Genomic DNA, 12474 nt, shown 5'->3' with positions numbered 1-12474 from the left:
TCTTTCTCATTGCTTCCTTATCTCTTTACAGATATAATACTTGGTTTTAACTTGGATTACAGAAACTCAATAAAATGGACAAATTGAAGATTGGTGTTGTCCCATATATGAATGCGAAACCATTTATATATGGTTTTCTAAAAAAAGCAGACCAGATAGATATCGTGTATGGTGTTCCGTCGGTTTTACCGGAAATGCTTGTAAATGATGAATTGGACCTGATCTCAATGCCATCTGTGGGATATTTTAGAAGTACCGGTTATGAAATCATTCCGGGAAGTGCCATCGCTTCAAATGGTTTGGTAGAAAGTGTGAAGTTATTTATTAAAGTGCCTTCAATTGAAAAAATCAGAACTGTTGCTCTGGACAGAGATTCTATGACATCGTGTGTTCTTACAAAAGTTATTCTCGGCAAGAAGTACTCTTTGAAGCCGGAATACATTGTACTGGAAGACAAACAGAAAATTTATAATGAATACGCGGATGCCTTTCTTGTCATTGGAGACGATGCTATGAATGTACGGGAAGAGGGTTTTATTGTCTTGGATTTGGGACAGGAGTGGAAGGAGTTAACGGGGCTACCTTTTGTTTACGCAGTATGGGTAGCAAAATCCGGATCCGGATTACAAGGACTCAGCAAACTTATTATTGATGCAAAAGAGTGTGGAATTAAGTCTTTAGACGAAATCGCAGATGTTGAAGCGGCCAGGCTGGGAATGAAAAAAGAGCGTTGTCTCTGGTATCTCAAGGAGTCGATTAAATATAATCTGGATGAGCAGGAAATTCGTGGCCTTAAGTCATTTTATAATTACGCCCTCGAAATGGGAGAAGTTAAGGATGGGGTAAAGATTGAATTCTACAATCAATAGGGTGATTGAAAATATCTGTTCTCAAAAAAGATTGTCTTTCGAAGACGGAGTAAACCTCATAGGTTCACACGATTTGATAGGTTTGGGAACAGCAGCAGACAGATTGTGCCAGAAACTCCACCCCGAGCAATACAGGACATATGTAGTAGACCGTAACATAAATTATACGAACGTCTGTACTTCCGGTTGTACGTTTTGTGCTTTTTACAGAGATAATGATCACAGTGATGGTTACGTACTGTCTAAAGATGAAATCTTTAAGAAAATTGAAGAGACGATTTCGTTTGGCGGTACACAAATATTAATGCAGGGAGGTTTGCATCCGGATTTGAAGATAGAATTTTATATCGATCTTTTAACGTCAATTAAAGAGAAGTTTGATATTCACATTCACTCTTTTTCCCCTCCGGAAATAATGCATCTTTCGGAGCTGAATGATCTGTCTTCAAAAGAAATCCTGGCCTTATTAAAGAACGCGGGACTTGATACTATTCCCGGTGGTGGAGCTGAAATACTTACTGACAGATGCAGAGGTATATTAAGCCCGTATAAGTGTTCTGCCGATGAATGGTTGCGTGTAATGAGAGAAGCTCACCTGTCAGGAATAAAAAGTACGGCAACAATGATGTTCGGACATATTGAAACTCTGGAGGAGAGAATTGTACATCTTGAAAAGATCAGACAATTACAGGATGATACCGGAGGCTTTACGGCATTTATCCCTTGGACATTCCAGCCAATGAATACAGCCTTGTTCTTATCTGCTGAGAAGATGACAGGCTTTAAAATTGGTGGATTTGATTACCTCAGAACAGTTGCTGTTTCCCGTCTGTTTCTGGACAATATTCCAAATATTCAGGCGTCATGGGTAACACAAGGATCAAAGATTGCTCAACTTGCATTGAAGTTTGGGGCAAATGATTTGGGAAGTACAATGATTGAAGAGAATGTGGTAAGGGCTGCCGGGGTGGATTATCGTATGAGTAAAGAGGAAATGATTTCATTAATAGAAGATCTGGGTTTTGAGGCGATGCAGAGAGATTGTTACTACAACATTATAAGCAGAAATGGGAAGCTCACTCCCTGATCTAAACAGTAGTGTCAATTTTCCAGACTGGCTTATTTATTAAAGGCCTATTTGGGAAACTGGCACCATATTTTGTTTAGTAGTATTATAACAATTTGGAAATACTTCCATATGAAAGAAGAAGAATTTTACGAAAACAAGGATTGGGATGAAGCAGACTGGGAGAGGTTCTTGCAGAAGGCTGATGTTCGCACCGCAAAATACTTTGAGTTGTTTGAGACGTTACATAACGATCCTGATTGTGACAACCTTATAGCGAAAGAGATGGGGTGGGGCCATAAGTACGAAGATTGCGGCCATAAAGATGAATCATGTGAAAATTGTGAGGATATAGATGAATGCATTGTTTATGAGATAAATCAAATTTTTGATAATGCTGTAGAATATGAGGAAACAACAGAAGAAGATGTTGAAAACATAAAAAGTATTTTTGCTTATAAAAAGAGTTATGATCTTTATGTTAAACTAAGCAAGTATTTTACTAACCGTAAAGAAATTGATATTGATGAGGATGTTTTAGAGGCCATTTCCGCGTCTTCTATGGTCCCTGCAAAAATAGCAGGAGGGCATGGTATGGGATACGAAAGAGATACGCTATGTGGAAATATAGCAAATTGCAAACGTTCATTAAAGAATGTCAGGATTTGCATCTATTCGCTTGAAATAGTAAGAACAAAATCAACATTTCCTGATAGTGACATTAATAAAATGATAAATGACGCAGTAAATGTTGAGCATGAAATACTCAAATGGATCGAATATCTGCGGTCAAAAATATGGTGGCGTTAAGAATCAGGTTTTTCTCTCTACTGATTTTGACGTTTTACGGGCAGCATTATTGTTTTTTATATGATTTTTAAATGCTTGTCTGGATATCCTTTTTTTCCTTTCTTGACAACAATAGTTATTGATGATTTAATTGGATTGTTTAAAATGTATTATAAAAAACAGAATTGTGAGTATCTTTTTCTCGTTTGAATGTGTTAAGATGGTTGAGAATTTAATCAGTAGTATTCAAGAACAATCATGCGATATAAGGATATATACCGTATACGTGAAACTAATGTGAAAACTAATTAAAGGTAAAGGTGTAAACTATGAAAATGATCTCTTGTTTTATGTTGTTATTTCTCTTGTTATCTAAAGTTGTAGTTGCGGAAGTTGAAACTGATGCGGAAAAAACATTAAAGTCGTCTGTTGATAAAGTGTTTGCGATAATGTTAGATAAAGAGATGACAATGGACCAGAAAAAAACCAAAGTCATTAAGATTACCAACACAGTCTTTAGTTTTCCATTGATGGCAAAATTATCTATAGGTAAAGCACATTGGTCTGCATTTAATGACAAGCAGAAGGGTGAGTTTATAAACCTGTTCACTGAACTGTTTCAGGGTTTTTATGTTGACAAGTTAGATCTTTTCAGCGACGAAGAGGTAGTCTTTGAGCCTGCGACTATGGTGAAAAAAAAGAAGATCCAGATACCAACAACCCTGCTGTCAAAGGGTAAGAAGTATTCGATGTTATACAAAATGTCCAATACTAAAGAAGGGTGGAAGGTTTACGATATTACCATTGAAGGTGTCAGTCTGGTTCATACATACCGGTCTCAGTATACCCACATTCTCAATAGCGGTGATGTTGAAGATTTACTGGCAAAAATGAGAGAGAAAAATAAAAAAAAGAAAATAAAGAGTTGTAACAGCAATCCTCGTTTATAGTTTCTCACCTTACTTTAGCTACTTAACTGTTATGCGATCATCTCTTCTTAACTTCTACACCAGGTACATTTTGACTAAACCAATTATTGTCATTATTGTGTTGGTTGGTGTGTTTTCATATCTCGGATATAACGCGAGGCACTTCAGGATAGATGCCTCAGCAGATTCTTTGATACTGGAGAATGACAAAGATTTCAAATATTACCGTAAAATAAGCAAAACATACGGTTCACACAGTTATATGTTTATAACATATAAGCCAGATGGAGGGATTTTTGCTCCTGAGACCCTTGCTAAACTTGCGTCATTACGAGATAAATTAAAAGAGATTAAGCGTGTATCTTCTGTTCTTACTCTCCTTGACGTACCACTTTTAAGAAATCCTCCTGTTCCCATCAAGGAGTTGATATCAAATATTAAGAGTCTGGAAAGTCCGAACGTTGATTTACAGCTTGCACGGGAAGAGATAGCTAATAGTCCGATTTATCAGGAACTTTTAGTTAGTACTGATATGAAGATGACTGCTCTGATGGTCCATTTTGCTGAGGATGATGAGTATGACAGGATTCTCTCCAGGAGAGGTGGCCTGCGGCAGAAACTGGCCACCAATACAATCACTCCGGCAGAGCATTCTGAACTTGAGGCGCTTAATCGTGAATATAGAGCGTGTAAAATCCGCATGGATAAAGAGAGGCACAGTGATATTGCCTCGGTTCGTAGAATAATGGATGGTTATAGAGAGGATGCTGAGTTGTTTCTTGGCGGAATTTCAATGATTACTGATGATCTGATCACATTCGTCAAAAATGACCTTGAAGTATTCGGAATCGGCATTATCATCTTTTTGATTGTAGCTCTTGGAATTATTTTCAGAAAAATCTGCTGGATAGTCTTACCAGTACTCTGTTGTACTCTCTCCGTACTTGCAATGATTGGGATTCTCGGTATTTTTGGTTGGGAGGTGACAGTCATATCATCAAACTTTATCTCTCTGCAGCTTATTATTACCATGGCATTGACTATTCACCTGATTGTCAGGTTTAGAGAATTGCAGGTAGACAATCCGGAGTGGTCTCAAATGGAATTAGTTAAGGAGACTGTCTTTTCGAAATTTATTCCCTGCCTGTATACAACGTTAACGACAGTTGCCGGTTTTGGTTCTCTACTGATTTGTGATATTTTACCCGTTATTAACTTCGGCCTTATGATGAGTGTCGGGCTTGTAGTATCTCTTGTAGTTACTTTTTTTCTCTTTCCTGCTATCCTCTGTTTACTTCCTAAAGGTAAAACAAGAGAGGACAGACAGTTTTGTGGTGGGTTTACTCGTTTCCTGGCAAACGTAACCCAGAATTATGCAAAAACGGTATTTATTGTAACCGGTTTGCTGGTAGTGATGATAGTTGCCGGTGTTTCAAGACTGACGGTAGAAAATAGTTTTATCGATTATTTTCGAGAGTCAACTGAGATTTATCAGGGTTTAAAGGTTATTGATCAGAACCTTGGTGGGACGACTCCCCTGGATATTCTTGTGAATTTTAATGAAACTGACCAGCAAACAGACCAGAACGCAAACGATATTTCTTTTGCAAATAGCGATGTAATTGCTGAACCAGGCAAAGAACCTGGTGAAGTTGACGAGCTTGATGAGTTTGAAGGGAATGACGGATTTGGTGAATTTGATGAATTTGATGAGTTATATGAGGAGGATAATTCAGACAAATACTGGTTCACGTCTGATAAAATGGCTAAAATTATGAAAGTCCATGATTATCTTGATAGTTTACCTGAGATTGGAAAAGTTTTATCTTTGGGGACAATGTTAAAGGTTGCGGAGCAATTTACTAAAGGAGAACCTCTTGACGATTTCCAGCTTGCACTACTTTATACTCAATTACCTGACAATTTTAAAGATATGGCTCTTACCCCTTATATATCCATTCCTGATAACCAGGCTCGTTTGACTGTGCGGATAAAAGATTCCTTGAAGGGTTTAAAAAGGGACAATCTGCTCAAAAAGATTACGTCTGATATGGAGAATAAACTTGGTTTACAGAAGCGTCAGTATCACCTGGCAGGTATGATGGTCCTCTATAATAACATGCTTCAAAGCCTTTTCAGTTCTCAGATATTAACGATTGGGTTTGTTGTGCTTGCTTTAATGGTGATGTTTACATTATTATTTCGCTCAATAAAGATAGCGCTGATTGCAATTATACCTAATATAATTTCTGCCATAGCGGTTCTTGGTGTGATGGGACTGGCTGGATTACCGCTTGACTTTATAACGATCACTATCGCAGCAATAAGTATTGGTATTGCAGTTGATGATACTATTCATTACATTCACAGGTTCAAGGAAGAGTATCAAGTTGACAGAGATTATATGAATTCAATGCATCGTTGTCACGGAAGTATAGGAAATGCGATGTACTATACATCCCTCACAATTATTGCCGGTTTTTCTATCCTTGTTTTATCATATTTTATTCCGACGATTCTTTTTGGGCTTCTTACCAGTCTTGCCATGTTTATTGCGCTAATCACTGCATTGACATTACTGCCACGATTGATAATAGCATTTAAGCCTTTTGGAAAATAGATATGTGCCGTAAAGCTTGGCTACTCTTTTTTTTCGATACATGCATTTATTTCGCTTTAGGTGGTAAATAGTTGTGTGTAGGGCCGCAGTTTTTACGCTTTTTTCGCAACAAGTATTCAAGGCCATTGTTTCTATATGATTTTCTTTATGGTGTAACAGCTTATATTACAATGTGTTATGTGTTGCAGTGCACTTTTGTACGCGAAAGTAAAATATTGGTATTATTATTGCTATAGTATAGAAATACTTTGAGTAATTCTGGCAAAAATTATCGTAGCCAATTTGAAAGTATTTTGCTAGAATTTGAGAACTAAAGTTGTAGTAATTATAATAGAATTAAATATTTGCAAATTTTACAATATATTCTTAATACATTATTTTTTTTAATGATCGCTATAAATACAGGAGTTTACAGATGAGGAAATTGGTTTTATTGATGTGTTTTTTTGTTTTAACAATGTACACGTTTAATATTTCACTGTTCGCAGAAGATGTTACTGCATCAAGGGCACAACCTGCTGTAAACAAGAGTAGTGGTGTTAATGCTGTTGCAGCCGATAAGAGTAGTGACGCTACAAATACTAGTGATATCGATGGGGATATAGATTATGTAGACATATCAATGGAAGCAACAACTTTTGTTAAAGTTAAAGATTCATTTCAAACTTATAACAGGGCAATGTTCACTTTTAATGATAAATTATACTATTACTTTTTCAGGCCTTTATCAAAAGGTTACAAGACAGTCATACCTGAAGTCGCTCGATTAGGTGTCAGGAATTTTTTTACAAATGTCAGAATGCCAGGGCGTTTTTTCAACTGCATCTTTCAGGGGAAATTTAAGGGTGCCGGTACAGAATTTTCACGCTTTCTAATTAATTCCACCATAGGTGGAGCAGGGTTTACTGACCCGGCAAAGAAATACTTTCATCTTGATCTAAAGGATGAAGATTTTGGACAGACTCTTGGAAATTATGATCTGGGACCAGGATCATTTCTTGAATTACCTTTTATTGGCCCATCTAACATCCGTGATGCCTTTGGGCTTATAGTAGATACTGTTCTTGATCCGGTAACGCTCCTCTCTTTCGTCAGCCCTTATGCAACTATAGGGGCCAAGGGCTATATTGCTGTTAATGATATTTCCATAGATAAAGGAGATACTTATGAGGGTCTGGTAGAGAATCAAATAGACCCTTATATAGCGATTCAGGATGCATATACACAGAATCGAACAAAGAAGATAAAAGAGTAATAAATAAAACTCACAAAAGTTCTGATTAGGTTTATTGCCTGTTATATAGCGATTAAATAAGGCTATGCTGAGTAGAGAGAGAAAATGTTTGCTCGTTCGATGAATAATTCGTACTGTTAATTTCGGTTTGTTCAACACACCACTGTTTCAAGAGGAGTCCAGCCTGGAATCCTCTTGAAACAGTGGAACATATTCTATTTCGCTTTACGTATTCTATAATGGATTGAGCAGTATGTGTTCAAGCGTTGGCTTCTTCTTCTAAAGATTCAGCAATCATATCTATTTTCTTCCTTCTGGTTACCAGATAAATATACAGGAAGGTTATACTTGCGATCAGTGAGCCAAGTATTGTCACTCTTTTTTCAACAGTATTAACCGCTGCAAACGCCTCTTCTTCATCTATCTCAACCAGTAATGCCCAATTGACAAATTTAAGATCCAACGGTGTATACACACTCAATACCCGGATTCTTCGATAATCTTCTATTATCCTTTTTCCTTCTATCCCGTCTAATGCTTCTCTTGTTGCTATAGTATCCACCTCTTTCTGAAGCACGGTAGGTTCTTCAGAGAACCTGGAATTTGACCTCATATAGCTATCGTCACCTACAAGGTACATTTCTCCGGTTTCCCCCAAACCTTCTCTCCTGGTCATAATAGCATCCAAATGAGAAAACGGGATTTCGATTATTAAAACGCCCAACAGCATTTGTCCGTCGTATACAGGGGCAGCAAAGTATGAAGTAAATTCTTCCAGGGCTTCATGCCATGTATAGTCCTCAAACGCTACTCCGTCTAAACCATTCGCGTATATCTGACCTATACTGAATTGTTTATATCTTCCGGTTAATAAATTTGTCCCCGTAAATTCCTCTCTAATTATGGAATACATCACATCCCCATCGGTATCAACAAAATATAAGTTTACATAGCCATAGTCGGTTAAATAATACTCCATCAAAGGATGATAAAGCTCAGAAATCTTCACATATTGTTCACCTTCCAGTCCTGAAGCGTGAAACGCCTTTGATAGTCTGGAAAATGCTTGTCCGATTACCGGATTCCTGGAGAGGACATTTATGTCTCCAAATCTCTCCTGAAAATAATTTTCTATCTCATGTTTTAACAACCCTCTGACGGTGAGTAAATGATTAAAAGCAGCAGACTTTACTGCGGTTTTAAGGTACTTGTAACTTATCAGTGGAAGGGTTATTAAGAATATAGAAAAAGCTATACCAATTGTAAGAAAAATCTTTTTAATACTCATTTAAATATTATTTATTAGATCGTAAAAACTATTATGATTGGTTTCTTACCTGAACATAGACAAGCCCGCATTGAATATAACATTGACAATAGAATTTCTCCAATAAAAAATTTACTGATATTTAATACTTCTAACAATTTACTTGCTCAAATTATTTAACATTAATAGAATAGCGTTTGTCAGGTACTAAGAAAAATTTTACAACCTGCCCTTATGGGCCAATAGGAGCTGAATTTATAATGAAGGTGTTGGTAATTGGAAGTGGCGGAAGAGAACATAGTATTGTCTGGAAAATTGCACAGTCACCACTTGTAAGTAAGATATATTGTGCGCCTGGGAATCCGGGTATTTCAGAGCTTGCCGAATGTATCAATATATCTGCAGAACAGACGGCCCTTCTTTGTGAATTTGCTGTTAAAGAGAAGATAGACCTTACGGTTGTGGGACCTGAAGCTCCTTTAGTAGAGGGAATTGTGGATTTTTTCAGTAAATACGAATTGAAGGTTTTTGGCCCTGATAAAAAAGCCGCAATCTTAGAGGATAGTAAGGTGTTCTCAAAGTGTCTTTTGAAAAAACATAACATACCAACCGCAGACTTTCAGTGTTTTGATGACTATCAACAGGCCAGGCGTTACCTCTCATCTAAAGAGGCGCCAATAGTAGTAAAGGCAGATGGGTTAAGTAAGGGCAAAGGAGTGTTTGTATGCAAAACGAATGATGAAGCGCTACAGGCAATAGACTCTATTATGAAGGATAAAGTGTTTGGTAACGCGGGAAATCAGGTAGTAATAGAAGAGTGTCTGAGGGGAGAAGAGGTTTCTCTGCTTGCATTTACTGATGGGAGAAATATCGTTGCCATGGAGAGTTCCCAGGACCATAAGACTGTTTTTGACGGAGATAAAGGTCCAAATACAGGGGGTATGGGAGCGTACTCGCCTGTTCCAATAATGACGGATGAGTTGTATCTCCGGATAGAGAGAGATATACTTGTACCGACAGTCCATGCAATGAATAGAGAAGGAAGACCTTATAAAGGTGTCATTTATATTGGTCTGATGATAACAGCATCCGGCCCAATGGTGCTGGAATTTAATGTTCGTTTTGGAGACCCGGAGGCACAGGTAATACTTTCCCGAATGAAAAGCGATATCATCCCGATTATGCTGGCTACAATTACAGGAGAGCTGGACAAGGTAGATTTGGATTGGTATTCACAGGCATCGGTTTGTGTCGTAATGGCTTCCGGCGGCTATCCCGGTAGTTACGAAAGTGGCAAACAAATAATCGGATTGGATTTATTAAAGGACCAGAAAGATATATCTGTTTTTCATGCCGGTACGAAATCAGAAGGCGGGGACATCATAACAAATGGAGGACGCGTATTAAACGTTGTTGCCTGTGGTGACGGTATAGAGGATGCGCAGAGAAAGGTATATGAAGCGGTAAGTAAGATATCATTTGGCGGCGCTCACTATCGCAGGGACATTGCGAATAAGGCTATCACCTGATAATAGTACTGGAATTCTTCCCGTCCGAACGGCTGGGCCGGGCGGATCGAATGAGATGAAATGCCGAGTCTTTTGAGTATGCTGATAAAAATGAAAGACAGCAGGTTGTCTATTAAAGATATAGCGGGCAAATTAGGCAGGGGAGCGAAGGGTGTTTCTGAAGAGATCAGGGAAAAATTGCCTGCTTATATTGAACTTTTGAAAACACTTGCCAGACTTGGCAAAAATATATCACTCGATGTCGACAATGGCGTCCTTAAAGTCAGGGAAGATTTTGTCAATGATTACCTTCGTGAAGTCTCTATTGAAGACAGGGGCTTACGGTCGATCAGTGTTTTCTGTGAAGATGGAAAGGCTTCTTTTTTAATAGAGTTAAAAAAAACCTTTTTGATGGTGTAATAAAGATGCCATTTACGGTTGAGCATTTTATCTTCAACAAGAACAAAAGAAGTGTTACGTTTAAATTTGGTGAAAAGAAAATAGAAAAAGCAAATAATTACTATTCAAAGATTCTCTTCTGGTTTAGTTTGTCAGTCATCAGCATTTTTTACAATAAAGGAGATGGTTTAAAAGATAGTATTTTCAGTCAGGATTCGCTCACGGTTAATCCTGATGGCACACATACTATCGACCTTAATAAGATACCTGAATTAAGAGAAATATTTTTAAAAAATCTGATGAATCTAAGATACTGGGATATGATCTCAATGGATAAACTGTCATTTGAAAAAGGACTGATAACAATGAGGCTTTCTCGTAAACTGACAAACATTGTAAGGGCCGCAATCGGGATTATTGAAGTGATGCCAAAGGGCCGGTTCATCAGGCCATTACTGAACAGATTTTAAGCCAGCAAGAAAAAAACAAATCTGATTGGATAGATATTTGGAGTAAGTTGAAGTGCAGAAAATAAAACGGCAAAGATAGTTTGTGGTGGAACCCTGGCTTGTTTTCCATGATTTGCCCAATATATCGCAATAAACGGAAAACATCATTATCTGCCACAGTTTTATTTGGAGGGTTTTAAAATATTACCTCAAAAAGGTAAGAAGCCTCATATCTGGCAGATTGAAAAAAAAGGATCCCAGAAACACTACAGCCCGGCAATAACAAATACGGGTTGTATTCGCGATTATCATTCTTTGGATCACGATCAGGAGCATGATCATAAAACAATCGAATCGCTATTTTCAACAATTGAATCAAAGCAAGCAAAATTAGTTCAATCGATTGTTGATTCAAAGGACATTCCGTGTTCTCAAATAAGAGAACTATCAGAATTAATTTCTTTAATGAGATATCGAATTCCTGTATTTGCAACGTATATTGAAAACAGCCACAGAAAAATGATTTTGGACACTTTCAAGATTATGTATCGATCTGGAAAGTTTGGCTCTCCTCCTGAGGTTCTTCAGCAGTTGTTTGAGTCCAAGAGAATTGACGAAACTTTAAACATCAAAATATCGAACTGGAAAATTATAGAAAAAATGATAGAGGTTGGTTTTTCACCTGAGAGTATTAGTCTACTATCGCAACTTAGCTATCAAATCTACTATGCTAGTGAGCCAGATTCATTTGTTACCTCCGATAACCCTGTAGCGTTATTTCATCCAAACTATGATGATTTAAAACCCTATGGGGTTGGTTTGGCAATCAAGGGGGTTGAACTAACATTTCCTCTTAGCTCTGATACTTTAGTCGTTGCAGGGCATCATCTTGAACCCGGCTCGTATTTGGCTAAGCGCGATCAAGTAAATGAATACAACCGAAGAACAATAATCATGGGAGAAAACTACATATTTTCAAACAAATTTAGTGTCGATCTGCATAAATACATAAGCAAGTTAAAAAATATTTTCGCTGGATTTACTTATGATAATCTATACTATGGCGACGGTAGTGTGCAAATATCAAGGTTTATTTCAGTACAATAATTGCTAACCAGTCACTGGAGGTGACGCCTTTATCTCTTGCGATTTTTAAGATTTCAGATTCTTTGCTTATTTTATTTTTTTCCATTATTTTACACGCCAAACGGCGCACCTCACCTCAGACGTTTAGGCGCAGGATGAGAAATACCAAAACAGACAACAAGAATATTGCTTTAGCTAGAGCTTAGCCGAAAAGGTTTCTAAGGATCAAAGCAGAGTGGTAGTACGCAAGCTCACCAG

Annotated in this window: 11 protein-coding genes; 10 read left to right on the top strand and 1 reads right to left on the bottom strand. The window is 37.5% G+C overall.

Annotated features, from left to right (window positions below):
- The first annotated feature begins 74 nt into the window (after positions 1-74).
- The 6 genes from SCALIN_RS07525 (at position 75) to SCALIN_RS07500 (ending at position 7528) form a co-directional block, all read left to right on the top strand.
- Entirely contained in the window at positions 75-869 is a 795-nt protein-coding gene (locus tag SCALIN_RS07525; protein ID WP_096893900.1) for a menaquinone biosynthetic enzyme MqnA/MqnD family protein, read from the top strand.
- Positions 850-1956 carry a cyclic dehypoxanthinyl futalosine synthase gene (gene mqnC / locus SCALIN_RS07520; RefSeq protein WP_203415396.1) on the top strand — a complete coding sequence of 369 codons (1107 nt, stop codon included), beginning with the start codon at positions 850-852 and terminating at the stop codon, positions 1954-1956. Before SCALIN_RS07525 ends, mqnC begins: the two co-directional genes overlap by 20 nt.
- A 111-nt stretch (positions 1957-2067) precedes the next feature.
- Complete coding sequence (locus SCALIN_RS07515) at positions 2068-2745, top strand: hypothetical protein (RefSeq protein ID WP_096893899.1); 678 nt, start codon at positions 2068-2070, stop codon at positions 2743-2745.
- Between the two features lie 308 nt (positions 2746-3053).
- Positions 3054-3674 carry a Tgt2/MlaC family protein gene (locus tag SCALIN_RS07510; protein ID WP_096893898.1) on the top strand — a complete coding sequence of 207 codons (621 nt, stop codon included), beginning with the start codon at positions 3054-3056 and terminating at the stop codon, positions 3672-3674.
- A 70-nt stretch (positions 3675-3744) separates the two neighbouring features.
- Positions 3745-6273 carry an efflux RND transporter permease subunit gene (locus SCALIN_RS07505; RefSeq protein WP_203415395.1) on the top strand — a complete coding sequence of 843 codons (2529 nt, stop codon included), beginning with the start codon at positions 3745-3747 and terminating at the stop codon, positions 6271-6273.
- A gap of 415 nt (positions 6274-6688) precedes the next feature.
- Positions 6689-7528 (top strand): MlaA family lipoprotein, encoded by an 840-nt coding sequence (locus SCALIN_RS07500; protein ID WP_096893896.1) that lies wholly within the window; start codon positions 6689-6691, stop codon positions 7526-7528.
- Between the two features lie 238 nt (positions 7529-7766).
- Here SCALIN_RS07500 and SCALIN_RS07495 read toward each other — a convergent pair whose 3' ends face one another.
- A complete protein-coding gene (locus tag SCALIN_RS07495; protein WP_096893895.1) occupies positions 7767-8795 on the bottom strand; it encodes a cache domain-containing protein in 1029 nt (342 codons plus the stop codon).
- 239 nt (positions 8796-9034) lie between these two features.
- Between SCALIN_RS07495 and purD the strand changes: the two genes are divergently transcribed.
- From purD to SCALIN_RS07475, 4 genes are all read left to right on the top strand, one after another.
- Entirely contained in the window at positions 9035-10303 is a 1269-nt protein-coding gene (purD, locus tag SCALIN_RS07490) for a phosphoribosylamine--glycine ligase (RefSeq protein WP_096894128.1), read from the top strand.
- Positions 10304-10363: 60 nt separating this feature from the next.
- A complete protein-coding gene (locus SCALIN_RS07485) occupies positions 10364-10702 on the top strand; it encodes a hypothetical protein (protein ID WP_133111753.1) in 339 nt (112 codons plus the stop codon).
- Between the two features lie 5 nt (positions 10703-10707).
- Positions 10708-11151 carry a hypothetical protein gene (locus SCALIN_RS07480; protein ID WP_096893893.1) on the top strand — a complete coding sequence of 148 codons (444 nt, stop codon included), beginning with the start codon at positions 10708-10710 and terminating at the stop codon, positions 11149-11151.
- A 123-nt stretch (positions 11152-11274) separates the two neighbouring features.
- The gene (locus tag SCALIN_RS07475; RefSeq protein ID WP_096893892.1) at positions 11275-12237 is read left to right on the top strand and encodes a DUF4238 domain-containing protein; all 963 of its coding nucleotides are present in this window, start codon (positions 11275-11277) and stop codon (positions 12235-12237) included.
- Positions 12238-12474 lie beyond the last annotated feature (237 nt).

The organism is Candidatus Scalindua japonica (genome assembly GCF_002443295.1).
Classification (GTDB): Bacteria; Planctomycetota; Brocadiia; order Brocadiales; family Scalinduaceae; genus Scalindua; species Scalindua japonica.
This window is presented reverse-complemented; position numbering and strand designations above follow the sequence as displayed.

Coding starts and splice junctions, on each gene's coding strand:
- SCALIN_RS07525 (WP_096893900.1), top strand. CDS start 75: ATGGACAAATTGAAGATTGGTGTTGTCCCATATATGAATGCGAAACCA.
- SCALIN_RS07515 (WP_096893899.1), top strand. CDS start 2,068: ATGAAAGAAGAAGAATTTTACGAAAACAAGGATTGGGATGAAGCAGAC.
- SCALIN_RS07510 (WP_096893898.1), top strand. CDS start 3,054: ATGAAAATGATCTCTTGTTTTATGTTGTTATTTCTCTTGTTATCTAAA.
- SCALIN_RS07500 (WP_096893896.1), top strand. CDS start 6,689: ATGAGGAAATTGGTTTTATTGATGTGTTTTTTTGTTTTAACAATGTAC.
- SCALIN_RS07495 (WP_096893895.1), bottom strand. CDS start 8,795: ATGAGTATTAAAAAGATTTTTCTTACAATTGGTATAGCTTTTTCTATA.
- purD (WP_096894128.1), top strand. CDS start 9,035: ATGAAGGTGTTGGTAATTGGAAGTGGCGGAAGAGAACATAGTATTGTC.
- SCALIN_RS07485 (WP_133111753.1), top strand. CDS start 10,364: ATGCCGAGTCTTTTGAGTATGCTGATAAAAATGAAAGACAGCAGGTTG.
- SCALIN_RS07480 (WP_096893893.1), top strand. CDS start 10,708: ATGCCATTTACGGTTGAGCATTTTATCTTCAACAAGAACAAAAGAAGT.